The 26,213-nt window shown below is 51.9% G+C and carries 19 protein-coding genes; 15 read left to right on the top strand and 4 right to left on the bottom strand.

The genetic code is table 11. The features are described 5' to 3' along the window. Positions 1–294: 294 nt before the first annotated feature. Positions 295–4,395: a retention module-containing protein gene (locus RDN66_RS19325; protein ID WP_308538120.1), complete on the bottom strand. Its 4,101-nt coding sequence runs from the start codon at positions 4,393–4,395 to the stop codon at positions 295–297. A gap of 1,313 nt (positions 4,396–5,708) precedes the next feature. On the opposite strand from RDN66_RS19325, the gene tdcA reads away from it, so the two are divergent. The 5 genes from tdcA (at position 5,709) to pflB (ending at position 12,657) form a co-directional block, all read left to right on the top strand. Continuing rightward, complete coding sequence (gene tdcA / locus RDN66_RS19320; protein ID WP_035897037.1) at positions 5,709–6,647, top strand: transcriptional regulator TdcA; 939 nt, start codon at positions 5,709–5,711, stop codon at positions 6,645–6,647. Positions 6,648–6,746: 99 nt separating this feature from the next. Then, positions 6,747–7,736, top strand: a complete 990-nt coding sequence (gene tdcB, locus RDN66_RS19315; protein WP_123649952.1) for a bifunctional threonine ammonia-lyase/L-serine ammonia-lyase TdcB — start codon at positions 6,747–6,749, stop codon at positions 7,734–7,736. A 31-nt stretch (positions 7,737–7,767) separates the two neighbouring features. Further along, positions 7,768–9,099 (top strand): threonine/serine transporter TdcC, encoded by a 1,332-nt coding sequence (gene tdcC, locus RDN66_RS19310; RefSeq protein WP_248537632.1) that lies wholly within the window; start codon positions 7,768–7,770, stop codon positions 9,097–9,099. A 26-nt stretch (positions 9,100–9,125) separates the two neighbouring features. Beyond that, the gene (gene tdcD / locus RDN66_RS19305) at positions 9,126–10,334 is read left to right on the top strand and encodes a propionate kinase (RefSeq protein ID WP_202216395.1); all 1,209 of its coding nucleotides are present in this window, start codon (positions 9,126–9,128) and stop codon (positions 10,332–10,334) included. Between the two features lie 28 nt (positions 10,335–10,362). Further along, positions 10,363–12,657 carry a formate C-acetyltransferase gene (pflB, locus tag RDN66_RS19300; RefSeq protein ID WP_202216396.1) on the top strand — a complete coding sequence of 765 codons (2,295 nt, stop codon included), beginning with the start codon at positions 10,363–10,365 and terminating at the stop codon, positions 12,655–12,657. Positions 12,658–12,760: 103 nt separating this feature from the next. On the opposite strand, the gene RDN66_RS19295 is transcribed toward pflB, so the two are convergent. Continuing rightward, complete coding sequence (locus tag RDN66_RS19295) at positions 12,761–13,351, bottom strand: NUDIX domain-containing protein (RefSeq protein ID WP_202216397.1); 591 nt, start codon at positions 13,349–13,351, stop codon at positions 12,761–12,763. Positions 13,352–13,433: 82 nt separating this feature from the next. Here RDN66_RS19295 and RDN66_RS19290 point away from each other — a divergent pair, with 82 nt between their 5' ends. The 6 genes from RDN66_RS19290 to RDN66_RS19265 all read left to right on the top strand — a co-directional run bounded on the left by RDN66_RS19290 (position 13,434) and on the right by RDN66_RS19265 (position 20,893). Continuing rightward, a complete protein-coding gene (locus tag RDN66_RS19290; protein WP_202216398.1) occupies positions 13,434–14,186 on the top strand; it encodes a DeoR/GlpR family DNA-binding transcription regulator in 753 nt (250 codons plus the stop codon). Between the two features lie 144 nt (positions 14,187–14,330). Continuing rightward, entirely contained in the window at positions 14,331–15,983 is a 1,653-nt protein-coding gene (locus RDN66_RS19285) for a sensor histidine kinase (protein ID WP_308538119.1), read from the top strand. Beyond that, complete coding sequence (locus tag RDN66_RS19280) at positions 15,976–16,674, top strand: response regulator (RefSeq protein ID WP_202216400.1); 699 nt, start codon at positions 15,976–15,978, stop codon at positions 16,672–16,674. Before RDN66_RS19285 ends, RDN66_RS19280 begins: the two co-directional genes overlap by 8 nt. A 220-nt stretch (positions 16,675–16,894) precedes the next feature. Then, complete coding sequence (locus tag RDN66_RS19275) at positions 16,895–17,983, top strand: ABC transporter substrate-binding protein (protein ID WP_202216401.1); 1,089 nt, start codon at positions 16,895–16,897, stop codon at positions 17,981–17,983. 77 nt (positions 17,984–18,060) lie between these two features. Then, a complete protein-coding gene (locus tag RDN66_RS19270) occupies positions 18,061–19,830 on the top strand; it encodes an iron ABC transporter permease (RefSeq protein WP_202216402.1) in 1,770 nt (589 codons plus the stop codon). Further along, positions 19,823–20,893, top strand: coding sequence for an ABC transporter ATP-binding protein (locus RDN66_RS19265; protein ID WP_115074509.1), 1,071 nt, complete (start codon positions 19,823–19,825; stop codon positions 20,891–20,893). Before RDN66_RS19270 ends, RDN66_RS19265 begins: the two co-directional genes overlap by 8 nt. Before the next feature lie 43 nt (positions 20,894–20,936). Here the strand turns inward: RDN66_RS19265 and RDN66_RS19260 are convergent, their stop codons facing one another. Both RDN66_RS19260 and RDN66_RS19255 read right to left on the bottom strand, forming a co-directional pair. Next, complete coding sequence (locus RDN66_RS19260) at positions 20,937–21,254, bottom strand: putative quinol monooxygenase (RefSeq protein WP_202216403.1); 318 nt, start codon at positions 21,252–21,254, stop codon at positions 20,937–20,939. 95 nt (positions 21,255–21,349) lie between these two features. After that, positions 21,350–21,970 (bottom strand): LysE family translocator, encoded by a 621-nt coding sequence (locus RDN66_RS19255; protein WP_115074505.1) that lies wholly within the window; start codon positions 21,968–21,970, stop codon positions 21,350–21,352. 358 nt (positions 21,971–22,328) lie between these two features. On the opposite strand from RDN66_RS19255, the gene RDN66_RS19250 reads away from it, so the two are divergent. The 4 genes from RDN66_RS19250 to RDN66_RS19235 all read left to right on the top strand — a co-directional run bounded on the left by RDN66_RS19250 (position 22,329) and on the right by RDN66_RS19235 (position 26,021). After that, the gene (locus RDN66_RS19250; protein ID WP_004131894.1) at positions 22,329–22,586 is read left to right on the top strand and encodes a YjhX family toxin; all 258 of its coding nucleotides are present in this window, start codon (positions 22,329–22,331) and stop codon (positions 22,584–22,586) included. Positions 22,587–22,646: 60 nt separating this feature from the next. After that, positions 22,647–23,393, top strand: coding sequence for a cyclopropane-fatty-acyl-phospholipid synthase family protein (locus RDN66_RS19245; protein WP_202216404.1), 747 nt, complete (start codon positions 22,647–22,649; stop codon positions 23,391–23,393). 134 nt (positions 23,394–23,527) lie between these two features. Further along, complete coding sequence (locus tag RDN66_RS19240; protein ID WP_115074503.1) at positions 23,528–23,779, top strand: zinc ribbon domain-containing protein; 252 nt, start codon at positions 23,528–23,530, stop codon at positions 23,777–23,779. A gap of 421 nt (positions 23,780–24,200) precedes the next feature. Continuing rightward, positions 24,201–26,021 carry a DUF4365 domain-containing protein gene (locus RDN66_RS19235; protein WP_308538118.1) on the top strand — a complete coding sequence of 607 codons (1,821 nt, stop codon included), beginning with the start codon at positions 24,201–24,203 and terminating at the stop codon, positions 26,019–26,021. Positions 26,022–26,213 lie beyond the last annotated feature (192 nt).

Raw genomic sequence — 26,213 nt, 5'->3', positions numbered from 1 at the left:
GCAGCCGGGGAATGTTGTGCCATATGTTATATCCTTAATAACAGACCCGAATCATAAGTTCATCCTGAATACCGGGTAATTGCGACTGAAGCACAAGCGTGTCAGAAATCTAAATTAGCACAGCCAAATATGACATTCATTAATAATGGGAATTTATAATGCTTTATAATTAGGCATAATAGTAACACCGTAGAATACAATAAAGTAATCACCCGTTTATTTTTGTAAATTTAAATTTAGCGTATTCAAAATAATAAAAAGCACCCTGCCGGTAAGACAGGGTGCGGTTCAGGGTTAAACCAGGGTATCTGGCTTAGCAATCAAACTGTCTATGTCTGTGGAAGTACAATTTTCAACGGTAATCTGCACCTCGGTGGCGTTACCTCCATGGTGCAGACCTCCGGTATTAATAGTAATTACCGTATTCCCGCCTTTATCAGATATATTGACGAAATCAGAGAAATTACCCTTAACCCCCTCAAGCAGCTCGGTTAAATCGATTTTATCCTCATGAATATTAAAGTCTTTAATAACATCCTTGCCGTAATCACCCTGTTGCCATTTGAAGGTATCATGGCCTTCCCCGCCATAAAGCGTGTTATTCCCTTTACCGCCAATCAGGATGTCATCCCCCGCGCCGCCATACAGTTTATCGTTGCCGTTACCACCATAGAGAATATCGTTTCCATTGCCGCCATGAAGTTCGTCGTTGCCATCACCGCCATAGATAATATCGTTTCCATCGCCGCCATACAGCTTATCGTTACCCGCATAGCCATAGATGAGGTCATCACCATCGGTGCCAAAAAGCGTGTTGTTACCAGCATCGCCATGAATCGTTTCAACCGGTACCGGGGTCGGCTCGTTTTCATCAGGCGTCGCCTCGCTTCCGCCGCCCGTTGATTCGCTTCCGCCGCCCGTTGATTCGCTTCCGCCAGGGATTACTGTGGTATCAGACCCATCACCGCTCTCACCCGCGCCCTCATTGCCAGCACTGCCGCTTTCTGCTGATTGGAGCGGGATAACCGCAAAGGAACCTGAACTGCTGTCACCATCACCGTCAGTGACGGTTATTTCAAAATCAATCTGGTTGTTATTACCAGGCTGCTGCATCTCCTGGTACTGATAGAACTCCCATTTGCCGGTTTCAGGGGTGAACTCCATGCGAAAGACCAGGTCTCCATGTTCGTCGGTAGCCAGAACGGTGTTCCCATCTTGTTCAATAACAATTTGCTGGCCCGTGCTGGTTAACAGCCCCAGTTCATATCCCGTCAACGTCATACTGCCCTTGCCATCTGCCCCCCAGTCTACGCCCACTTCACCGCTGGCATAGGCGATGGCATCCGGTGTGTCAGGGCCAATAAAGGTCACCTTTTTCACCGTCAGGTCGCTGTTATCTATCTTGTTGGTATTGCCGTTGTTGGTGGCTTTAATCACCATCGTATCAAAGCCGCCTTCCTGAACCGTAAAGTTCGCCGCGTAGTTACCGCTAGCCTCGTTGGAGTTAAACGGCTGACTCGCAATCAGTACGCCATCGCGATAAAACTCAACGATGCCACTTTCCAGCTCACCGCCGTACATTTTGCTGAACTCAATATTGACGCCATAAGCCACCAGCCCCTCATTGAGGGTAAAAATCAGTTCTTCAGAGGCAGAAGTGCCATTGTCAAAATGGCGGAAGTCGATTTCGTTGTCGATGTTATGGTAGGGGCTCGCAACGCTCTTCACACCCAGCCCTTCCGTCGACTGGTTTACCTCCGCATCAATAAGGTTGGAGTCGGTGGCAGAAGTAAAACCTTTTGCCGTCACCGTGAAATCATTAAACTTCATGCTGTTAGCGTTAGCGACCCCATTCCCCCACAGCGCTTGCTCGCCCACTAAAGGCGTCGGAATGTTGGTGCTTTCGGCCTCGACGGCACCTTGGTTTCCGATGGTAGGAATATCATCTTTGATGGTAATAGGTAACGTCGTTTCCGTCGTAGCCTTGTCATCTGTAACCGTCACCGAGATATCAAGAACAAGGTCATCCTCACCTTGAAGCGGGTGATCAATCGGGCCTTTCAGCGTCACCTCATAGGACCATTCTCCCTTACCGCTGCCATCTGGCGCAGTGAGCGAAACTTCTACCACCGTTTTCTCGTTTCCGGTGTCACCAATGTAGCCAACCAACTTATTGCTCACCGGATCCCATTTCCAAGTGATGGTCTCACCACCAGATTTCAGCGTACTGCTTGGGCCGCCAAGGGAAACGCTGAGCGTATCGCTGGAGTCAATATCACCGACGTTGAATTTACCTACAGCGTGAGCAGAATCATCGGAACTCACCAGACCATGTTCTGACAGACTCGCCTCCACGACACTTTCGATCGTTGGCGCGTCGTTCGTTCCAGTTATCGTAATCGTAACGGTCTCCATAACTGGAGTGCCGTGACCATCATCCACCGTCACCTGATAGGTCAGCGTTACCGTCTCGCCTACAGCCAGAAACTGCGTTGCGGCGTTCGAAATGGAATATTCCCAGCCCGTTTTCGCGTCATTCAGCGTGAATTCACCGCCGCGCAGCGCTGCTTCTACTCCTTCCGGCAGCGAGTCAGAATGGCTCCATTTCAGATCCATTAGTTCGCCGGTAGTCCATACGACATGCGTGTCTGAAGAGTCCACATCGGTGAAGCTGATAGCGCCCTCGGCCGTCAGGTCAGCCGGGATATCCTGATGTCCTTCCGGCAGCCCGTTATCTTCGGTGAGTGCCGCATTGTCGGCACTGACTACCGGTAAATCGTTGGTCCCGGTGATGGTGATCACCACATCCTTGTTCACCAGCACGCCATGTCCATCGTCCACCGTGACCTGATAGGTCAGCATTACCGTCTCGCCTGCTGCCAGGAACTGCGTCGCGGCGTTCGAAATGGAGTATTCCCAGCCCGTTTTCGCGTCATTCAGCGTAAATTCACCGCCCCGCAGCGCCGCTTCAACTCCCTCCGGCAGCGAGTCAGAATGGCTCCATTTGATCCCCATCAGATCGCCGGAAGCTGACACGACGTGCGAGTCCGAGGCGTCCACGTCGGTGAAGCGGATAGCACCCTCGGCCGTCAGGTCAGCCGGGGTATCCTGATGCCCTTCCGGCAGCCCGTTATCTTCGGTGAGTGCCGCATTGTCGGCCGTAACTACCGGTAAATCGTTGGTCCCGGTGATGGTGAGCACCACGTCCTTGTTCACGAGCACGCCGTGTCCGTCGTCCACCGTGACCTGATAGGTCAGCGTTACCGTCTCACCTGCTGCCAGGAACTGCGTCGCGGCGTTCGAAATGGAGTATTCCCAGCCCGTTTTCGCGTCATTCAGCGTAAACTCACCGCTCCGCAGCGCCGCTTCCACTCCCTCCGGCAGCGAGTCAGAATGGCTCCATTTCAGATCCATCAGTTCGCCGGTAGTCGACACGACGTGCGAATCTAACGAGTCCACATCGGTGAAGCTTAGCGAGCCTGAAGTCGTTAGCTCTGCCGGGATATCCTGATGCCCTTCCGGCAATCCGTTGTCTTCAGTAACCGAGCCGTCGTCAGCGCTTAGAACGGGCAAATCATTACGCCCGGTAATCGTAATCGTCACCGTGTGTTCGGTGCCGTCGGCGCTTTTTACCACGAAGGTTTCAATTTTCGTTTCGCCTTCAGCGAGGTACTGCACGTCGGCGTTATTAACCTCATAGCGCCATGAACCATCTCTAGCGAGGATCAAGTGACCCAGCGCACCATCGCTGGCTTTGACGGAATTCGTGATAAACCAGGACTGTGCTTCATCGGGATCGTGAATTGACAAACGGCCGCTGTCGGCAAGGGTTGGATCGCTATCGTCTTCGACAACGGAACCTGTATCGTCGCCGCCGATGATGGCGGGGTTATTAAGATCAACGGCATTGGTGCCGAACAGTGAGGTATCTTCTTCCACGCGGTCAGGACGCCCGCTACCCAGCCCATCGGTGGGATAGCCCGCGTTAGGGTCAAGGATTTGTCCGGTCAGTTCCAGCATCACGAAGGAGTGTCGTCCTCCCTCGCCCGCTTCGCCCTGCGCATCGGTGATAATCGGATTCCCTGCGGCGGTTGCTTCCAGTATTTGCGTTGGGTCAGCGCCCTCGGTAATGGCCTGCTGTACGGCAGCAACGTCCTGGGTTGCTGTCGCATCAGCCGTCGCGGTTGCTGCGCCGCTGCCGCCCCACTGGCTCATACGCCCCAGATCCAGATTTTTACCATCCGGCAAGGTGACGGTCACCGCCCCCTGCTCGGTCACGACCTGCTCGCCGCGCATAACCTGCTCACCTTCCATTGCCTGGCGTCGGCTGCCGTCCGCCGCTTCAATCCACGCCTGGCCCATCATGACTTTGATCGTTCCAATTACCGTTGGCATAGCATCTCTCCCTGGTTCGCAAATACCGGAGCGTTTCACAAAACGCTCCAATTAAACTCGTTAGGTAAAAACTGAACTTCTATCCTTATTCATTGAGGCATTGAATTAACACCCACTTTCACCCATTAGCAAAATATATTCATTAATAATCGCATTAGTAATAATAACATTTGGTGATTTTTGTAAAACAAGCCATATATTGAGTGATTGGAATACGTATCTTTCAGTCAATAGCGTGATCCGTCACTCATATGACAAAAGTAATCACAAATATTTCACCACACTTAAAATAAAAAATAACTCATTAAAATCAATAAATTAAACAAATAAAATCCAATATGAAAACGTTAAAAAACACTCACTTAAATATTTCTAAAGATAACTTATAAATATCACCAAGGAATAAAACAAAAACCAATTAAATATTACTTATTATTCCATTGCTTTTGCTCTAAACGGTAGGTATTAACTATTCATAAACCTTTCTTACCAAATCGATAAATCAATGACCTGCGCTTATTCCAGATACCAACACAGGATTATCGTATGGAGAATCAATTATTTTTTCTGATGCATTGCCGTCGTGGAACGGAGAACAATGCCCTGCGAAGCAGGGTCCCCTGAGCAGAACTGCTTATGATTAGGTCTGGCTGGTATACGCGCAGCATACGGCCCTGCCGTCCTTCAATTACGCAATGCAACAGAGGGTAAGATGACAAGAGTGCAGATCTGTGAACATCAACACAAAACACTACTCTTATTGGTTTTATCAACACAAAACAAAAGAAACCGATTTCTTATACCAAACTAACACCTAAAAAATAGACCAAAAGCCACAGTTAATTAAATGTTAATTATGGCAATAAATTGTTGCCGATATTTTTAGCATTAATAACTAATACGTATCTTTCAGAACAATTATGGAAAAAAAGTGTGACCCCAGGCATTCTTTAATAAGGATAATGCTTCATTTAAAATTTAATTTGATAAATTACACATTAAATTTAATCCATTTTCTGGCCGTTAATTACTCGATAATTGCTTGAAAGATCGCCAAATGGCGATTATTAACAACGTCAAAAAATAGTCACCGTTATCGGCATAAAATATTTTTATCCCCCCATTATTTTTTGATAAAAGTCAGATGAAAGCGTTATATATAAAACACAACATATTGATATTAAATGATTTTTAAGAAAATGCATAGCGTGCAATAATTCACCAAAAGGCAATTTGTGAGTACTCGCACAAATCCCCAGTCAATTAATTTGTTACACTTCTTCCCGTCAACGAGGCAATTAACACGGATCGTTATGAACACATTAAATCTCCCAAAAATACAAAATCTGGTGGTTTTTCAGGAGGTGATCCGGAGTGGTTCTATCGGCTCAGCGGCAAAAGAATTAGGATTAACGCAGCCCGCGGTCAGTAAAATCATTAGCGATATTGAAGCTTACTTTGGCGCAGAGGTCATCGTCAGAAAAAATACCGGCGTAACGTTGACTCATCCGGGCCAGGTACTGCTGACCTGGTCTGAGTCCATCACCCGTGAGATGACGAACATGGTGAATGAGATGAACAGCATGACGGACGATGCCGCTATTGATGTCTCCTTCGGTTTCCCTTCGCTGATTGGCTTCACCTTTATGTCTGACATGATTCAGAAGTTTAAAGAGGTGTTCCCGAAGGTACAGATCTCGATGTTCGAAGCGCAGCTCTCCTCGTTCCTGCCTGCGCTGCGCGATGGCCGTCTGGATTTCGCCATCGGCACGTTGAGCGACGAGATGAAGCTACAGGACCTGCACGTCGAACCGCTGTTTGAATCAGAGTTTGTCGTCGTGGCCAATAAGTCCCGAACGTGCGCCGGCAATACCCCGCTGGAATCACTGAAAGAGGCGCAGTGGGTATTGCCACAAACCAATATGGGTTACTACAGTGAGCTACTTATTACGCTACAGCGAAACGGCATCAGCATCGAAAACATTGTTAAAACGGACTCCGTTGTCACCATTTATAATCTTGTTCTCAATGCCGATTTCCTGACGGTTATTCCCTGTGATATGACCGCACCTTTTGGCTCCGACCAGTTTATTACGCTCGAGGTTGAAGAAACATTACCCATTGCGCGCTATGCCGCAATATGGTCAAAGAATTACCGGATTAAAAAAGCCGCATCAATTCTGGTGCAATTAGCGAAGGAATACTCAGCCTGTAATGGACGCAGGCGAAAGCAAATAATAAATTCAAAATAAGCCAGTAATTTTAAATATCTAATACCTATACCGCCGATCGTCATATCGGTCAGCGGTGACGAATATCTATTACCCTAACACTCTGGTTATGAGGTTATAATGCATATTACATACGATCTCCCGGTTGCTATTGAAGATATTATTGAAGCCAAAAAACGCCTCGCGGGTAAAATTTATAAGACCGGCATGCCTCGCTCTAATTACTTTAGCGAACAGTGCAAAGGCGATATTTTCCTTAAATTTGAAAACATGCAGCGTACCGGCTCATTTAAGATTCGCGGTGCCTTTAATAAACTGAGTTCCCTGACTGAAGCCGAAAGACGTAAGGGCGTTGTCGCCTGCTCTGCGGGTAACCATGCACAGGGGGTTTCGCTCTCCTGTGCGATGCTCGGTATTGATGGCAAAGTGGTGATGCCAAAAGGCGCGCCGAAGTCTAAAGTCGCCGCCACCTGCGATTACTCGGCTGAAGTGGTGCTGCACGGCGATAACTTCAACGATACCATCGCTAAGGTTAGCGAAATTGTCGAAATGGAAGGCCGCATTTTTATCCCGCCGTACGACGACCCAAAAGTCATTGCCGGGCAAGGCACCATTGGTCTGGAGATTCTCGAAGACCTGTATGACGTGGATAATGTAATTGTACCTATCGGCGGCGGCGGTTTGATTGCCGGTATTGCTATCGCCATTAAATCAATTAACCCTACCATTAAAGTGATTGGCGTACAGTCAGAGAACGTTCACGGCATGGCCGCCTCTTATTATGCCGGAAATATAACCACGCACCGAACGACCGGCACCCTGGCGGATGGCTGTGACGTTTCCCGCCCGGGTAATTTAACCTACGAAATTGTTCGTGACCTCGTGGATGATATTGTTCTGGTCAACGAAGATGAAATTCGCAAAAGCATGATTGCCCTTATTCAGCGTAATAAAGTCGTCACAGAAGGCGCTGGCGCTTTAGCCTGTGCGGCATTATTAAGCGGCAAATTAGATAGCTATATCAAAAACCGAAAAACGGTCAGCATTATTTCTGGCGGGAATATCGACTTGTCTCGTGTATCGCAAATTACCGGTTTAGTTGACGCTTAATTCTACTATTTAACTTCGTTGAGGATAGGATATGAGTACTACTGAAAGCATTATATCCAGCCAGACCAAACAGTCAGTCTGGCGTAAATCAGATACAACGTGGACACTGGGTTTATTTGGTACCGCTATCGGTGCCGGGGTGCTGTTCTTCCCGATTCGCGCCGGGTTTGGGGGGCTGATTCCCATTCTGCTGATGCTGGTGCTGGCTTACCCCATTGCGTTTTATTGCCACCGTGCGCTGGCGCGCCTGTGCCTGTCGGGGTCAAATCCATCCGGTAACATCACCGAGACGGTAGAAGAGCATTTTGGTAAGACGGGGGGCGTGGTGATCACCTTCCTGTACTTCTTCGCCATCTGCCCACTGCTGTGGATTTATGGCGTCACCATCACCAACACCTTTATGACCTTCTGGGAAAACCAGCTGCAAATGCCGGCGCTGAACCGCGGCTTCGTCGCCCTGTTCTTGCTGCTGCTGATGGCCTTTGTTATCTGGTTTGGTAAAGATCTGATGGTGAAAGTGATGAGCTACCTGGTCTGGCCATTCATTGCCTGCCTGGTGCTGATTTCCCTGTCGCTGATCCCTTACTGGAACTCTGCCGCTATCGATCAGGTCGACCTCAGCAATATCGCGCTGACCGGGCACGACGGCATTCTGGTCACCGTGTGGCTGGGTATCTCCATCATGGTGTTCTCCTTCAACTTTTCGCCAATCGTCTCTTCATTCGTGGTCTCCAAGCGCGAAGAGTATGAGAAAGACTTCGGCCGTGAGTTTACCGAGCAGAAATGTTCGCAGATTATCTCTCGCGCCAGCGTCCTGATGGTGGCCGTGGTGATGTTCTTCGCCTTTAGCTGCCTGTTTACGCTCTCCCCGCAGAACATGGCGGAAGCCAAAGCGCAGAACATTCCGGTGCTCTCTTATCTGGCAAACCACTTCTCTTCCATGGCGGGCACCAAGTCGACCTTCGCCACCACGCTTGAGTATGGCGCTTCCATCATCGCACTGGTGGCTATCTTCAAATCCTTCTTCGGCCACTATCTCGGCACGCTGGAAGGACTGAACGGTCTGGTGCTGAAGTTTGGTTATAAAGGCGATAAAACCAAGGTCTCCTCCGGGAAACTGAACACCATCAGCATGATTTTCATCATGGGCTCCACCTGGGTTGTCGCTTACGCCAACCCGAACATTCTGGACCTGATTGAAGCCATGGGCGCACCGATTATCGCGTCGCTGCTCTGCCTGCTGCCAATGTACGCCATTCGTAAAGCGCCATCGCTGGCGAAATACCGTGGTCGTTTAGATAACGTGTTTGTCACCGCTATTGGTCTGCTGACCATTCTGAACATCGTGTACAAACTGTTTTAATCTGTGAACTCAGGATGAGTCGTAAAATGAATGAATTCCCGGTCGTATTAGTCATTAACTGTGGATCATCTTCAATTAAGTTTTCAGTATTGGATGCAACCAACTGCGATGTATTAATGGCGGGTATTGCTGACGGTATTAACACTGAAAATGCGTTCTTATCCGTAAATGGAGGTGAGCCAGCCACGCTGGCTCACCACAGCTACGAAGGCGCATTAAAGGCGATTGCCTTTGAACTTGAAAAGCGTGATTTAAATGACAGCGTGGCCTTAATTGGCCACCGAATTGCCCACGGCGGAAATATCTTTACCGAGTCGGTCATTATTACCGGCGAGGTCATTGATAATATTCGCCGGGTCTCTCCGCTGGCTCCACTCCATAATTATGCCAACCTCAGCGGTATTGAATCAGCCCAGCAGCTTTTCCCCGGCGTGACCCAGGTAGCGGTATTTGATACCAGCTTCCACCAGACCATGCCGCCTGAGGCTTACCTGTATGGGCTGCCGTGGAAATATTACGAGGAGCTCGGCGTGCGCCGTTACGGCTTCCACGGGACGTCGCATCGCTACGTTTCCCAGCGTGCTCACGACCTGCTTAGCCTGCCGGAGCAGGACTCCGGCCTGGTGGTCGCCCACCTTGGTAACGGTGCCTCTATCTGCGCGGTGCGCAACGGGCAAAGCGTTGATACCTCAATGGGCATGACGCCGCTCGAAGGGCTGATGATGGGCACCCGTAGCGGCGATGTCGACTTCGGCGCCATGGCGTGGGTAGCGAGTGAAACCCAGCAGACGCTCGGCGACCTGGAACGCGTGGTGAATAAGGAGTCCGGCCTGCTCGGTATTTCTGGGCTCTCTTCCGACCTACGGGTGCTGGAAAAAGCCTGGCACGAAGGGCATGAACGCGCACAGCTGGCGATTAAAACTTTCGTGCACCGCATCGCCCGCCATATTGCCGGACACGCCGCGTCATTACATCGCCTCGACGGCATTATTTTTACCGGCGGGATTGGCGAAAATTCGGCATTAATTCGTCGACTGGTGATTGAACATCTGGCGGTGCTGGGCGTGAATATCGACAGCGACAGAAATAGCTTACCCAATTCCTATGGTGAGCGAATTATTTCCAGGGAAGATGCGCGCGTTATTTGCACCGTCATTCCAACCAATGAAGAAAAGATGATTGCCCTCGATGCGATTTATTTAGGCGAAATGAGCGCCAGCGTCGAATACGCATAATTAACAGTTAGTCAGCAGAGAGAATTCCATGAAGGTAAATATCGATACCGGCGAGAGTCTGTACGCCGACGCGTGGCAGGGATTTAACGGCACGGACTGGAAAGAAGAGATTAACGTCCGTGATTTTATTCAGCATAACTACACGCCATATGAAGGCGATGAGTCTTTCCTGGCCGAAGCAACGTCCGCGACCCTCGCCCTCTGGGAAAAGGTAATGGCCGGTATTCGCGTCGAAAACGCCACGCATGCGCCGGTCGACTTCGATACCAATGTTGCCACCACCATTACCGCCCACGACGCGGGCTATATCGACCAGAGTCTGGAAAAGATTGTTGGTCTGCAAACCGATAAACCGCTCAAGCGTGCGCTGCACCCTTATGGCGGCGTCAACATGATCAAAAGCTCGTTCGATGCCTACGGTCGCGAGATGGACCCCAGCTTCGAATACCTGTTCACCGAGCTGCGCAAAACCCACAACCAGGGCGTGTTCGATGCTTATTCTCCGGATATGCTGCGCTGTCGTAAATCCGGCGTGCTGACCGGTTTACCGGATGGCTATGGCCGCGGACGTATCATTGGCGACTACCGCCGCGTAGCGCTGTACGGCATTCAGTACCTGGTGCGCGAGCGCGAGCAACAGTTTGCCGACCTCCAGTCTAACCTTGAGTGGGGACAACAGCTTGAGGCCACCATTCGTCTGCGCGAAGAGCTGGCGGAACACCGCCGTGCGCTGCTGCAAATGCAGGAGATGGCCGCAAAATACGGCTGCGATATTTCCCGCCCGGCGCACAACGCACAGGAAGCGGTGCAGTGGCTCTACTTTGCCTACCTCGCGGCGGTGAAATCACAAAATGGCGGTGCCATGTCGTTGGGGCGCACCGCATCGTTCCTCGATATCTACATTGAGCGCGATGTTAAAGCCGGACTGCTGAACGAGCAGCAGGCGCAGGAGCTTATCGACCACTTCATTATGAAGATCCGCATGGTGCGCTTCCTGCGTACGCCGGAGTTCGACACGCTGTTCTCCGGCGACCCTATCTGGGCCACCGAGGTGATTGGCGGTATGGGGCTGGACGGCCGGACGCTGGTCACCAAAAACTCGTTCCGCTATCTGCATACCCTGCACACCATGGGGCCAGCGCCGGAGCCAAACCTGACGGTGCTGTGGTCAGAAGCGCTGCCGGTGGCGTTTAAAAAGTATGCCGCCCAGGTTTCTATCGTCACCTCTTCCTTGCAGTACGAGAACGACGATCTGATGCGCGCCGACTTTAACAGCGATGATTATGCGATTGCCTGCTGCGTCAGCCCGATGGTTATCGGCAAGCAGATGCAGTTCTTCGGTGCGCGCGCCAACCTCGCCAAAACCTTGCTGTACGCAATCAACGGCGGCGTGGACGAAAAGCTGAAGATTCAGGTGGGGCCAAAAACCGCCCCGCTGATGGACGAGGTACTCGACTACGAGACGGTGATGGATAGCCTGGACCACTTTATGGACTGGCTGGCGGTGCAGTACATCAGCGCGCTGAACATCATCCATTACATGCACGATAAATACAGCTACGAAGCCTCGTTGATGGCGCTGCACGATCGCGACGTTTATCGCACCATGGCCTGCGGCATCGCCGGGCTGTCGGTGGCGGCGGACTCCCTCTCGGCCATTAAATACGCGCAGGTGAAACCGGTGCGCGACCATACCGGGCTGGCGGTGGATTTTGTGATTGAAGGGGAATATCCGCAGTACGGTAACAACGATGAGCGCGTGGACAGCATTGCCTGTGATTTGGTCGAGCGCTTTATGAAGAAAATCCAGGTGCTGCCAACCTACCGCAACGCCGTACCAACGCAGTCCATTCTGACCATCACCTCCAACGTGGTGTACGGCCAGAAAACCGGGAATACGCCGGATGGCCGCCGCGGCGGCACGCCGTTCGCGCCTGGGGCAAACCCAATGCACGGACGCGACCGTAAAGGGGCCGTCGCCTCGCTCACCTCCGTGGCAAAACTGCCGTTCACCTACGCCAAGGACGGGATTTCCTACACCTTCTCCATTGTGCCAGCGGCGCTAGGCAAAGAAGACGCGGTGCGGAAAACTAACCTGGTCGGGTTGCTCGATGGCTACTTCCACCACGAAGCCCACGTCGAAGGCGGGCAGCATCTGAACGTGAACGTGCTCAACCGGGAGATACTGCTGGATGCCATCCAACATCCGGAGAACTATCCGAACCTGACGATTCGCGTTTCAGGCTATGCGGTGCGCTTTAATGCGCTGACGCGCGAGCAGCAGCAGGATGTTATCTCAAGGACGTTCACCCAGGCGCTTTAACGCAGGAAGTCTCCATTGTAGGCCGGTAAAGGCGTTTTTTAGTGAATTGGAGTGTGTTTGTCTCTCCTTTAGGTGCACGGTTGTGCACCTTTTTTTGCTTTGGCTATTCACCCAACGTTCTATTTAACGCCAGATATTGCAGTAGCATAATGGTCTTCGCATCCATTATCTCGCCGCTCGCCACCGCCTGCAGCGCGCGTTTCAGCGGCCACTCCAGCACCTCAATATCTTCGCCCTCTTCTTCCACACCGCCGCCGCGGCTAACGCGATCCTCATCCCGGTACTCCGCAATAAAGAACCACAGTTTTTCCGTCACCGAGCCCGGGCTCATAAAGGCGCGAAAGACCGGCTCGATGTGCGTAATGCGAAACCCAGTTTCCTCTTCCGCTTCGGCGATAATGCGGGTTTCTGGAGAAGCGCTGTCGAGCAACCCCGCCGCCGCTTCGATTAACAGGCCGTTGCCGTCATGGAGGTAAACCGGCATTCTGAACTGACGCGTCAGGACAACCGTTTTTTTGCGGCGATTGTACAGCAGCACCACCGCGCCGTGGCCGCGGTCATAGGCTTCGCGGCTCTGCTGCTGCCAGGTTCCGTCGCGACGACGCAGTTCAAACGTGTATTTCTTCAGGGTATACCAGTCGTCAGAAAGCAGCTGAGAATGAATATTTCTCACTAACGGCTCAATAGCGCTCATTTTTTCTCTCCTGTAGATGACATTTTGCAAGCTACCATGCACAATCATGCAACATCAAGAAAAAACACGCATGAGAGAAAACATGTTAGCCAGCCAACGAAAACAGCAGATCCTGGCGATTCTGGCCCGGGATAAGCAGGTACACTCCACCGAGTTAAGCCAACAATTTCAGGTATCAGAAGACTCGGTTCGCCGTGATTTAAGAGAGCTTGCCGCCGCCGGGCTGTTACAGCGCGTCCATGGTGGAGCGCTGCCGGTTTCTGCCGCCATTGCGCCGTTTGAAGCAAGAAAAAGCGTGCAGATAGACGCAAAAAAAACCATCGCCCAGAAGGCCGTATCGCTTATCGGCGCAGGCCAGGTTGTGATTATTGATGGCGGTACAACCACCACCGAAATGATCAAACTGCTGCCACACGACCTGCCCTTCACCGTTGTCACCCATAGCCCGAGCATTGCGGTTGGGCTGATTGATTACCCGGCCATTGAAGTGATTTTGCTGGGCGGGACGCTATTTAAACACTCCGTTGTCACCACCGGCTCTGCTCTGAGCGAATCAGCGAATCGCATTAACGCCGACCTGTTTTTTATGGGCGTAACCGGGGTGCATCACCGCGCGGGCTTTACCACCGGCAGCTTCGAAGAGGCGGGCGTGAAGCGTCTGCTCAGCGAGCGAGCCTCGGAGACTATCGTCATGGCCTCGCAGGAAAAAATTAACGCCGCTTCGGCCTTTGCCATTGGCGACCTGAACCTGGCAAGTACATTAATTGTCGACTGTGAGCTGGATGCGCCGCTGAAGAGCGCATTAGACAGCCACGGCGTGTCCGTTATCGTGTAGTGCCGTTTCTGTTTCCCGTTTATAGTCTGGCTTTGACCCGGAGAATGTAGGCAGCTCACAACTCTGTGGTCACCCGATTACGGTTCGTATTTTCGCATGATAGGCTTTTCAGATGATCCTCTCTGCTCTGGCCACGGCGACCGTATGAAGCACAGATTGACCTTTCAGATGAAGCTGTTTCTTTCGCTACTGGCCTTCTCCTGCCTGCTACTGGCGCTGCTCGGCGCGCTGCTGTTTCACTTTATCGACCGCCAGCTACACCATGATTTAGGGCAGCGGGCGCGGATACAGGCCAGTGAAATTGCGCTGATGCCGGGGTTGGCGCAACTGGTCGAGCGGCGGGATATTCCGGCTATCGCACGGCTCATTCAGCCGCTGCGGGCCGAAAGTGACGCCAGCTACATTGTGGTGGGCGACGCCCGCGAGCAGCACCTTTACCATTCGGAATCACCAGAGCGGCTCAACCTGCCGATGATCGGCGGCGATAACGCCGAAGTACTGCAGGGCAAAACCATTATCTCGATACGCAAAGGCGGGATTGGCGTTTCGCTTCGCAGCAAGGCACCCATTTTTGATAGCCAACATCAGGTGATCGGCATTGTCTCCGTCGGCTATCTCACCTCGTATATCGCCAATATCAACGCCCGCCTGCTGTGGCGTACCGGGCTGTACGGCATTGCTCTGCTGTTGCTGCTGTTTATGTTTTCCTGGGTGCTGGCCCGCACGCTAAAAAAGCAGATGTTCGGCCTCGAGCCGAAAGATATCGCCCAACTGGTGCTGCAACAAAAGGCGCTACTGGAGGCGATGTACGAAGGGGTCTTTGCGGTCAACGCCGATAAACAGCTCATCCTCATCAATCGTGCCGCCCGAGAGATGCTTAACCTTCGCCAGAGTGAGCAGGCGCTGCTCGGCAAGCCGCAGGATGAGGTCATTCAACTGCCTCCGGCCTTTTTTGCGCCGGGTAATACGGCCTATGATAGCCGTCATCACGATCACATCACCGTCCTGAATCATCGGGAAACCATCGTCAACCGCGTCGCCATTGAGGTAGAGCCGGGTACGCAAAGCGGCTGGGTTTTCAGCTTCCGTGACAAAAACGACATTACGACGCTCAGCAGCCAGCTAAGCCAGGTGACCCGCTACGCGGATAACTTGCGCATGATGCGCCACGAGCAGCTTAACTGGACCGCGACGCTGGTTGGCCTGCTGCAAATGCAGCGCTACGACGACGCCCTGCGCTATATCCGGGTGCAGTCGGAAGGCGCTCAGCAGGCGCTGGATTTCCTCTCAACCCAGTTTACCTCCCCGGCGCTGTGCGGCCTGCTGTTGGGTAAATACGTTGGCGCACGAGAAAAAGGCATTACGCTGACGTTCGACCCGGCCTGCCAGCTTTCGCGCCTGCCGCAAGGAATGAGCGAGACGGAGTTGATGTCGGTGATAGGTAATCTGGTCGATAACGCGATTGACGCCACCCTGAACACCCCGGCGCGCAATACGCCGGTCGAAGTGTATATTTCTGACCGCAACCACGAGCTGGTGATTGAGGTCGCCGACCAGGGCGGTGGCGTTGATGAAGCGATGAAGCCGCACATCTTTGAGCAAGGGTTTACCAGTAAGCCCGCCGACGGCAGCGAGTTAACCGGGTCAGAGCACGGTATCGGTCTGTACCTGGTTGCCGGCTACGTGCGCCGGGCGGGCGGCAGCATCGAAATCAGCGATAATTCCCCGCAAGGGACCGTGTTTTCGGTTTTCATCCCATTCCAGCCCCCTCTGGCCGCAGGACTTTCTCATGACTGATATCCGCCCTCTTGAGGTTGTTATTGTTGAAGATGAACCGCATCTGGCGCAGCTGCATCGGGAGTTTATTGAGCAAAACTTCCGTCTTCGTGTGGTGGGGATAGCCAGCACGCTGGCGCAGGCGCATGAGCTGATTCTCCGCCATCGACCGCGTCTGGTGCTGCTGGACAACTATTTGCCGGACGGCCAGGGCGTCGAGCTTATCGGCAGTCCTCTGCTGAAGCAGTTTGAGTGTTCGGTCATTTTCATTACCGCCGCCAGCGATATGCAGACCTGTAGCCATGCGATGCGCAGCGGGGCCTTTGATTATCTGATAAAGCCGGTGTTCGCCCACCGTCTGCAGGCGTCGCTGGAGCGGTTTATGCTGCTGGAGCATACGCTGCGACAGGTGAAAGTGGTGGATCAGCACGCGCTGGATAAGCTGTTTAATTTGCCTGCTGGGGAGGCTGCGGTGCAGCCGTCGACCAAGGGGATTGAGCCTGCGACGCTGGCGCGGGTGCAGCGGATTTTTAGCGACCATCCGGCGGTGAGTTGGTCGGTTGAGCAGGTGGTCGAGGAGGCGGGGATCAGTAAGACGACGGGGCGTCGGTATCTGGAGTACTGCGTGGAGATTGGATTTGTTGTGATTGAAATTCAGTATGGGAGTATTGGGCATCCACGGCGGTTATATCGAAGGGGAGCTCAGGAGTAGCAATTGCTGTATGCCGGATGGCGCTTCGCTTATCCGGCATAGAACGGCGAGCATTCCGTTCTTTCAAATCCCCACACTCGCGGTTTCTATGGTGTTAATTGCCGAAATAACGCCAACAATCACATTTCCACCAGCCGGCTATCTCCCCCCTCTTGCCTCCCTCTCTCCATCCGCTATGTTGACTTTTAGTTCTTCAAACGTAACTAAAAGGTTAATAATAATGTCGAACACTTTCCGTATCTCCCTACTCTCTGCTACCGTTTTCATGTCGTTCTCCGCCCTGTCCGCGCTGCCTCAGGGCTATCCGGCCGACTACCAAAAAGTCGTCGATGCCGCCACCAAAGAAGGCAAAGTGGTTATCTACTCCACCACCGACACCAAAGCGGCCGGGCCGCTGATTCAGGGCTTTGAAGCCGCCTACCCGGGCATCAAAGTCGAATACAACGACATGAACAGCACCGAACTGTACAACCGCTTCATCAGCGAGCAGGCCTCCGGCGGCGGCAGCGGTGATGTGGTCTGGAGCTCTTCCATGGACACCGCGATGAAGCTCGCGACCGATTACGCCATGGAGTACGTTTCTGCCGAACAAAAACAGCTGCCGAAATGGGCGGTCTGGCATAACAAGGCCTACGGCACCACCTATGAACCGGTGGTGTTTATCTACAACAAACGCCTGATCCCAGCGGCTGACGTGCCGGACTCACACGCCGCGCTGGCGAAGTTGGTTGCCGGTCAGGTCGATAAATTCAAAAGCAAAGTCACTACCTACGATATCGAAAAATCCGGCGTTGGCTTTATGCTGTCAGTTATGGATTACAAAGCCGATCCTAACTACTTCAAAACGCTGGCCGACATAGCCAAAGGCGGCTTAGCGGTGCAGTCCTCCACCGGCACGATGATGGAAAGGGTCTCTTCGGGTGAAAATCTGATTGGCTACAACATCCTCGGCTCCTACGCCGAAGCGCGCGCCAAAACTGACCCGTCACTGGGTATCTCCTATCCGAAGGATTACACCCTGGTGCTGTCGCGCGTCTCCTTCATCAGCCAGCAGGCCGAGCACAGCAACGCCGCCAAGCTGTGGATGGACTACGTGCTGTCTGAAAAAGGGCAGAACATTCTGGCAAATCAGGCAGATATCCCGTCTATCCGCAACGATATCGAAGGCAAAAACGACATCGATGGCATGACAAAAATGCTGGGTAACGCGCTGAAGCCAATCCCGGTTGATGAATCATTACTGGAATACCTACAGCCGAAAAAACGTCTGGACTACATCAAACAGTGGCGTGAAGCCGCGGCCAAATAAGCGCCTGAATCACGCGCGCCTTCGCTGGCGCGCTGTGTTCTCGCTTCCTGAATTCGTGTTATCGGATCTCTTCGCTTATGAACGCATTACGTAGAAAGTGGCAGAGCCTGCCGCGCGGCATCGTCGTGCTGATAACCGCGCTGGCAATCTACACGCCGCTGTCGTTTATCGTGATACAAAGCTTCCTGTCCGCGCCGTTTTTCTCCCCGGCAAAGGCCTGGAGCCTTGAATCTTTTGGCTTTATTTTTACCGACCCTGACTTCTATAAGGCGCTGAAAAGCGGGTTTATCCTCGCCTTCGGCCTGGTCATCATCGCCATTCCGCTGGGCGGCATTCTGGCCTTCCTGATGGTGCGTACCGACCTGCCCGGCAGACGGTTGATTGAGCCGCTGATCCTGGTGCCTATTTTTGTCTCGCCGATGGTGCTGGCGTTTGGCTACGTGGTCGCCGCCGGCCCGGTGGGCTTTCTGTCGCTGTGGGCACAGTCACTGATTGGCTTCGTGCCGTGGAACATCTACGACATGTCGAGCATCGTGGTGATTGCGGGTCTGACGCACGTGCCACACGCCTACCTCTATATCTCGTCGGCGCTGCGAAGCGTCAGTTCGGACGTGGAAGAGGCCGCGCGTATCTCCGGCGCTTCCCCGCTACAGGTGATGACCTCGGTCAGCCTGCCGATGGTTCGGCCATCGATTCTGTACGCCGTCGTGCTGCTGTTTTTCCTCGGTCTGGAAGTGTTCGGCCTGATGCTGGTGCTGGGCGACCCGGAAGGCAACATGGTGCTGGCGACCTACCTGTACCAGTTAACCAACAAGCTCGGCACGCCGTCGTACCACCTGATGGCGGCGGTCGCCGTGGTGCTTATTTGCCTGACCATTCCGCTAGTGATGCTGCAACGCCGCCTGATGCGTACCGCTAACCGCTTCGTCACGATGAAGGGCAAGGCTTCACAGGCCCGCGCGCTGCCGCTTGGCAAATGGCGCTGGATAGCCGGTGCCGTGGTGGCGTTCTGGCTAACCATCACCATCGGCGTGCCGCTGATGGGCGTGGTGCTGCGCGCCTTTATCTCCAACTGGGGCGTAGGCGTTTCGCTGTGGGATGAACTGTCGCTTAGCACCTTCCGCACCATCTGGGAGCAGCCTAACCTGCTGCGCGCCATCGTTAACTCGATGGCGATTGGCGTAATCGGCGGCGCGCTGGCGGTAGGCTGCTATCTGTTTATCGGCATCGCCATGCACCGAAAACCGGATAACACCACCCGCTTCCTCGACTACAGCGTGCTGGTTCCCCGCGCGGTCCCCGGCCTGCTCGCCGGTCTGGCGTTCCTGTGGGTATTCCTGTTCTTACCGATGTGGCTCGATAACGCGCTGAAATCCGGCTGGCTTTCCGGTATGCCATGGTCGCAGTGGCTGCGCGATAACCTGATTGTCTGGCTGCGCGGTCTTCGCAGCACCATGTTCAGCGTCTGGCTGGCCTACACCGTCGTGTGGATGGCCTACGGGCTGCGGCTTATCTCCTCAACGCTATTGCAGGTGGGGCCAGAGCTGGAAGAAGCCGCGCGCAGCACGGGCGCCTCGCGCGGGCAGATCACCCGCCACGTGACCATTCCGCTATCGCGCTACGGGTTGATTGGCTCCTGGCTTTTGATGTTCCTGATTTTTGAGCGCGAGTACTCAACGGGCGTCTATCTGCTGTCGCCGGGCACGGAGACCATCGGCTCGATGCTGGTTTCTCTGTGGGCGGCGGGCGCTATCGACATCGTTGCCGCGCTGTCGTTTATCAACATTGTGTTGGTGGTGATTGGCCTGGGTATTGCCCTTCGTTTTGGAGTGAAATTACATGATTGAATTATCGGTCGAGAACCTGCACTTAACCTACGGCGATAACCCGGTATTAAAAGGCGTGACCATGAACCTCAAGCGCGGCGAAGTCGTGTCGCTACTGGGGCCATCGGGCAGCGGTAAAACGACTCTGCTGCGCGCCGTCGCGGGATTAGAAAAACCGACGCAGGGGTCGATTACTATCGGCAACAACAAGGTTTACGACGGCACCCCGCGTAGCGAAATCCCCGCAGAGGAGCGCAATCTGGGACTGGTGTTCCAGTCCTACGCCCTGTGGCCGCATAAAACCGTGTTTGAGAACGTGGCCTATCCGCTCAAGCTGCGTAAAGTGCCTACACAGGAGATCAACCAGCGGGTGCAGGGCGTACTGGATCAGCTTGGCCTTGGCCATCTGGGCAAACGCCATCCGCACCAGCTTTCTGGTGGCCAGCAGCAGCGCGTGGCGATTGGCCGCGCGCTGGTCTACAACCCGCCGGTGATTCTGCTCGATGAGCCGCTGTCCAACCTTGATGCCAAGCTGCGCGAAGAGGCTCGCGTGTTCCTGCGCGAGCTTATCATCAAGCTCGGCCTCTCGGCGCTGATGGTGACGCACGATCAGAACGAAGCGATGTCGATTTCTGACCGCATTCTGCTGCTTAACAATGGCAAAATTGAACAACAGGGCACGCCGCAGGAGATGTACGGCTCACCGAAAACGCTGTTCACCGCCGAATTTATGGGCAGCAACAACCGTCTGCACGGCAAAGTGACTGAAATCCGCGACGGTAAAGCGCGCGTAGAAGGTAGCGGCTGGGCGCTATGGGGCCAGGCCGGAGAAGGCGTGCAGGTGGGCAATGAAGGCACGGCGGTGATCCGCGTCGAGCGCGTGGCGATGGTCGATGGGCCGGGAGATAATCAGCTTGAGCTGCCGTTGGTCACCAGCATGTACCTCGGTGACCGCTGGGAGTACCTGTTCCGTACCTCAGGGGATGATTTTGCCATCCGCGCCTACGGTAACGAGGTGCGCGACCCGCAGCACTGCCACCTGTCGCTGCCGGAAAATCACGTCTGGGTGTTCCCAAAATCCTGATGTTCCAGGGGGCGGCGCTTGCCGCTCCCTTGTCCTTGCTGATTTATAGCGATCTCAGCCGCTGTACGTTCAAACTTTCCAGCTTGCCATCCAGAATCGCCAGAAAATCGTCGTGATAGGACATAGCGACATGCTTTTTCAAATCGGCCTCTGATTTCCAACGCTCAATAAACACGAACGACACTTTGCCTTCGTTTGCCAGCACGCGTACGTCCGCAATCGCCCTGCTTTCGTGAAGATCGTACTGCAGACATCCCGCTTCCTGATGGGTGAGCGGCACCATGGCTTTCGCGGCATGGCGGACGGCGTCGAGGTGTTCGGGGAGAGGCGTGAGTGTGGCTACGATCTTAACTTCGCTCATGAAAGAAGGCCTTGGTTTGAGTGAATGACATCATAAAGCGTAGTTGGGGAGAGACGGTGTAGCCAGAAGATTGCCCCCGTCACTCCCCTGCTTTCTCAGCGTCGGCTCATCGCCAGCTTCGCGGCAAACAGCAGGAACAGGCACCCGGTAGTGCGATCCATCCATTTCACCACAGCAGGCTTTTTCAGCACTCCAGAGGCGTAGCGAGTGGCAGTAATCAGCGTCAGCGACCAGAGCGTGCCGATCAATACGTGGATGGTGACCAACAGGAACGTCCAGCCGATGGGTGAATGCCCGGTCGGGATAAACTGCGGCAAGAAGGAGACGTAAAAGATGCCCATTTTCGGGTTCAGCACGTTCCCCAGCATCCCGCGCAGGAACCAGTTGTTTGACGAGTTCGCTTCCCCTTGATTGAGGCTGAACTGCTGGCGCGGGCGCAAGAGTAGCTGAATGCCTAACCAGCAAAGGTATGCCGCCCCGCAATATTTCAGCAGCGTGTAGGCAAACTCAGACACCGCCAGTAAAGCGCCGAGCCCAAAGGCCACCAGCGCGCCCCAGATAAAACATCCCGCATCAATGCCTAACGCAGCATGGAACGCTTTTCGACCACCTTCAACGGTCGCAGTACGGAGGATGAGCGCGGTATCAAGGCCCGGGGTTAAGGTCAGAAGCGTTGCGGCGAGGGTATAGGCAAGGAGTGCATCGGTGACGGACATGTTGTGGCTCCGAAAGAGATGAGGTTACTGGAGGCGGGGTGGTTTTGCAACGGGCAAGATAATAGTGCTCACTGAGGGACAATATCGGTGTTCGCACAGCAAACAGCCAAATAACGTTTTCCGAACCCGGTCACACTTTTCCGCCTTGCGGATACCCCTTCAAAAACGACGTGTTATCATTCACCGCGTAAATACCTTTCAACTCAACCCGAGGCTTTGATGCTGGAGAATGTAATCATCCGATAATCAGCTTCCCGACCTTTTCAGGCCGGACTGGTTATCAATGCGCCGAAATCGAATGCGGACACCGCGGTGTGTTTGCACGTTTTGCACATGATGATTAAACAGGTTTTCCAGTATGAATTTATCCCGTCAGGAACAACGTACCTTACACGTTCTCGCCAAAGGTGGCCGAATCGCGCACGTCCGCGATGCATCAGGCCGCGTCACCGCCGTTGAATGCTACACCCGAGAAGGGCTGTTGCTCACCGACTGCACCCTCGCCACGTTCAAAAAACTCAAAACCAAAAAGCTCATCAAGTCCGTCAACGGTCAGCCCTATCGTATCAACACCACCGGGCTGAATAACGTTCGCGCTCAGCTTGATAACCGCTAAGGAGAGTTTCTATGACAGTACGCCCTTTCACATGCCTAACCCGATAACAGGAATTCACTCATGGATATCCCACGTATTTTTACGATTAGCGAAAGTGAACACCGCATTCATAACCCCTTTACCGCAGAAAAATACGCCACGCTGGGCGGCGTATTGCGCATGAAGCCTGGGACGCGAATCCTTGACCTTGGCAGTGGTTCGGGGGAGATGCTCTGCACCTGGGCCCGCGATCACGGCATTACGGGTACCGGCATCGACATGAGCCCGCTCTTCACCGCGCAGGCAAAGCGGCGTGCGGAAGCACTCGGTGTTAGCAGCCGGGTTCATTTCATTCATAACGACGCCGCCGGATATGTGGCAGGAGAAAAATGTGATGTAGCCGCCTGCGTCGGCGCAACATGGATTGCCAATGGGTTTGCCGGGACGGTCGGGTTGCTGGCGCAAAGCCTTAAACCGGGCGGGATCATGCTCATCGGCGAACCTTACTGGCGTCTGCGACCAGCATCAGACGAGATAGCTCAGGCCTGTGGCGTCAGCTCTCTCGCCGATTTCCTGACGCTCCCGGGGGTTGTCAGCGCGTTCGATGACCTCGGCTACGACGTGGTGGAAATGGTCCTGGCCGACCAGGAAGGATGGGACCGGTATGAAGCGGCAAAATGGCTGACCATGCGCCGCTGGCTGGAAGCTAACCCTGACGACGACTTCGCAGCGGAAGTCAGGGCCGAGCTCAACATCTCGCCGAAACGCCACGTCACATACACGCGGGAATACATTGGCTGGGGCGTTTTCGCGCTTATCGCCAGATAACAACAGGTTCCCGGCCTCTCTAACACAGAAGGTCGGGAACACAAGATTTCACCTGAGCGTTGATCTGATGCATCACCTGCACAATACACATTCAGTATGTTTATTAATCAGAATATCACCCTAAGGAGCATCCTATGTCACAACATGAACAGTTCTGCCAGGCTTGCGGCATGCCAATGTCGGCACCCGATGCACACAGTGCCAGTGATAAATATTGCGCGTACTGTAGCGACAGCAACGGTAATCTGAAATCCTGGGAAGAAGCGGTGTCAGGCCTGGCAAGCTTCCTCGATTCCTGGCAGAAAGTCGGCCCGGAAGAGGCGCAAAAGCGGGCAAAACGTTATCTGACGGCAATGCCAGCCTGGGCACATAAAGCGGACGAGTGAAGAGAGAAGCCTGGATGGTTTTGGGGCTACTGCGGGCTTGCGGTTGATTTTGGTCGATCTGGGAAGCGTTTGAAATGGTGCGATAATAGGAACAACACCTATACACTATTTTATTGATTACTAATAAAAATTAACTGTTTCATCTTTGTTGATACCCCCAAAGATACCCCCAATGGATTTTTTGTGTTCGTAGTGGGAGATTATTACTTGCCGAGAACTCCTTTTGAACACGCCGCACAATAGCGGATTATGTCTAGAAGTGGCGTGCCCAACAGAAGCATGAGCCTAACACTGGATTGATATTGCTACTATCCGCATTGTCTTAGTGGAGGTAAGAGCAATGGCTACAGGTGAGATACTGTTTTATTGTATGAGCATGGTATTATAAGACCACAAGAAAAAAACAAGATTGAGGGGCCTGATGAACGCAGGAGAGATTGGAACTGAAGCCGGGCGTATTTTTGAATACAACTTACCAAGCCATTGGATTTTCCGAAGTCAAGAGGATCAAAATGATTTTGGTATTGATGGAGAAATTGAACTCAAAGATGGTAGTGGCAAAGCTCTTGGGAAAGAGAGTGTTTTCAAAGTTCAGATTAAGGGTGAAGAGAACTCAACCTTTATTCATGACAATAGCTTATTATCATTTACTCTCAAAACAGAGCGTTTGAGATATTACTTTGAATTTAAAGTACCTGTTATTTTAGTTGTGGTAGAGATCACATCAGAGAAAATATTTTGGCTCCCAATAACAAACAATGAAACATTAAGAGAAAAGGCATCAAAATCTAATCAAACTGATACAGTTCAAGTTCATATTCCAATTGAAAATACACTGATCAGAAAAGACATAGCATCAGCAAATAAAATATTAGACGCTGCCATAGATTGTTGGGATTACTTGAACATTAAGGGGCTTAAAGATTCTGTTGTCAGATATCCAATCATTAGCCCTTCAACTCTCGATAAGAAAATTGAAGATATAGGTGAAGCATTATATAAAGCGTATCATCAGCAGTTGGATAATCTTTTATCTGAAAGAAAATATGATGCTGTTTTTGAACGCTCTAACGAAATAAGCCATTCACCAATAGTTCCTGCAAAAGATAGATTTATAGCAGTTTTATATTACTTACAAGCATTCCAAATCTCTCCTTATACTAATATTAAAAGAGAAATTTACAGAGAAAATTTTTATATTTGCCAACATTTAATATTATTAGCTAGAGAGCAAAAAAGCCGGATTCACAGATTAATTGCTTTTGGTAAATCACGGAAAGCAAAATTTAAGGCTCAGTTGGATCAGCTTCATGCGACCCATCATTCCGTCAATCACTTTGAAGAAAAATCTTTAGAGCGTTATATTTTCAATGATCAAACTCAAATAATGTATAGAGATTGCTGCATATCCCTACAAAAGATCATTGAGTTATGTAATAGGATGACAAGAAACGGGCAATATCACATACTTGCAGATTTTTTTGTTGATATCTATGCGTCGATTTTAATATTCAAAGGAATCCATGAAGCACGAGGTTCGAAGGAAACAATTGATTTTCTAGACGATTGGTATGAAAGAATGTCATTATTAGTAATGACATATTGTGTATTATCAAAAGATATTGAAAAAATTGAAAAATTATACTTTCTTACTGCCACCTTGCTAAAACAAAACCCTAAAGCAACCCAACCCCATCGGAAGATGATTCTTTCAACTTTTCCTGATTTTGAGGAAGCCCTAACAGAAATAGAGAATCATGTTATCAGTCTTGACAGTCAAAAAGATTTTTATGATCTTACAACTGAAGAGCAAAAAGAATACTTCTTGAGTATGGCCAAAAATCTAGGAATGGATCCTGATGACCCACAAGGAGAACATCATGAATTCCTTAAAATTGGATTTGCTAATTATGACCCCACAAATATAATGAAAAATTGTGAGCATTTATTTGTTCATTATCGTCCCGGAGGAATATTTGCCCAATCATTGAGAATGCACTCTCTAGGTGGCATGCATCTTTTGATCTGCTTAAAGCACAGACATGCACAAGGAACCGGAAATTTATTAAGTCAATTATATGATAGTACTGGCAGCTATGATTTCGGTAATAGTTTCAAACAATCAAATTGTGATAAATGCACGGATTGTAAACCCAGAGAGGATGGCTGGTCATGGAGTCTCAAATGGTATTCAAAAGAAGTCGAACGTCATAAAGATCTTCTTAAGAAGTATAGATTTTAATTACCTACCATTGTTTATATTTCAGATTAAGTGGCTGCCGGGTATAGGCCACTTAACATGTATTTACATACTCTGTGACCTGCCCCCACGATTAGATACAACACTCAGTTAGTAACGTCGGAATCTTCATTCTCAGAATGACCCTTTCTCCAGCCCGCTGCAAATTCAGACGGTGTCTGATAATTCAGCGTG

Origin of the sequence: uncultured Kluyvera sp. (assembly GCF_902485085.1) — a bacterium.
In the GTDB taxonomy this organism is placed as follows: domain Bacteria; phylum Pseudomonadota; class Gammaproteobacteria; order Enterobacterales; family Enterobacteriaceae; genus Kluyvera; species Kluyvera ascorbata.
This window is presented reverse-complemented; position numbering and strand designations above follow the sequence as displayed.

Excerpts from the sequence above, each read along its gene's own strand:
- RDN66_RS19325 (WP_308538120.1), bottom strand. The coding sequence starts at position 4,395 with ATGCCAACGGTAATTGGAACGATCAAAGTCATGATGGGCCAGGCGTGG.
- tdcA (WP_035897037.1), top strand. The coding sequence starts at position 5,709 with ATGAACACATTAAATCTCCCAAAAATACAAAATCTGGTGGTTTTTCAG.
- tdcB (WP_123649952.1), top strand. The coding sequence starts at position 6,747 with ATGCATATTACATACGATCTCCCGGTTGCTATTGAAGATATTATTGAA.
- tdcC (WP_248537632.1), top strand. The coding sequence starts at position 7,768 with ATGAGTACTACTGAAAGCATTATATCCAGCCAGACCAAACAGTCAGTC.
- tdcD (WP_202216395.1), top strand. The coding sequence starts at position 9,126 with ATGAATGAATTCCCGGTCGTATTAGTCATTAACTGTGGATCATCTTCA.
- pflB (WP_202216396.1), top strand. The coding sequence starts at position 10,363 with ATGAAGGTAAATATCGATACCGGCGAGAGTCTGTACGCCGACGCGTGG.
- RDN66_RS19295 (WP_202216397.1), bottom strand. The coding sequence starts at position 13,351 with ATGAGCGCTATTGAGCCGTTAGTGAGAAATATTCATTCTCAGCTGCTT.
- RDN66_RS19290 (WP_202216398.1), top strand. The coding sequence starts at position 13,434 with ATGTTAGCCAGCCAACGAAAACAGCAGATCCTGGCGATTCTGGCCCGG.
- RDN66_RS19285 (WP_308538119.1), top strand. The coding sequence starts at position 14,331 with ATGAAGCACAGATTGACCTTTCAGATGAAGCTGTTTCTTTCGCTACTG.
- RDN66_RS19280 (WP_202216400.1), top strand. The coding sequence starts at position 15,976 with ATGACTGATATCCGCCCTCTTGAGGTTGTTATTGTTGAAGATGAACCG.
- RDN66_RS19275 (WP_202216401.1), top strand. The coding sequence starts at position 16,895 with ATGTCGAACACTTTCCGTATCTCCCTACTCTCTGCTACCGTTTTCATG.
- RDN66_RS19270 (WP_202216402.1), top strand. The coding sequence starts at position 18,061 with ATGAACGCATTACGTAGAAAGTGGCAGAGCCTGCCGCGCGGCATCGTC.
- RDN66_RS19265 (WP_115074509.1), top strand. The coding sequence starts at position 19,823 with ATGATTGAATTATCGGTCGAGAACCTGCACTTAACCTACGGCGATAAC.
- RDN66_RS19260 (WP_202216403.1), bottom strand. The coding sequence starts at position 21,254 with ATGAGCGAAGTTAAGATCGTAGCCACACTCACGCCTCTCCCCGAACAC.
- RDN66_RS19255 (WP_115074505.1), bottom strand. The coding sequence starts at position 21,970 with ATGTCCGTCACCGATGCACTCCTTGCCTATACCCTCGCCGCAACGCTT.
- RDN66_RS19250 (WP_004131894.1), top strand. The coding sequence starts at position 22,329 with ATGAATTTATCCCGTCAGGAACAACGTACCTTACACGTTCTCGCCAAA.
- RDN66_RS19245 (WP_202216404.1), top strand. The coding sequence starts at position 22,647 with ATGGATATCCCACGTATTTTTACGATTAGCGAAAGTGAACACCGCATT.
- RDN66_RS19240 (WP_115074503.1), top strand. The coding sequence starts at position 23,528 with ATGTCACAACATGAACAGTTCTGCCAGGCTTGCGGCATGCCAATGTCG.
- RDN66_RS19235 (WP_308538118.1), top strand. The coding sequence starts at position 24,201 with ATGAACGCAGGAGAGATTGGAACTGAAGCCGGGCGTATTTTTGAATAC.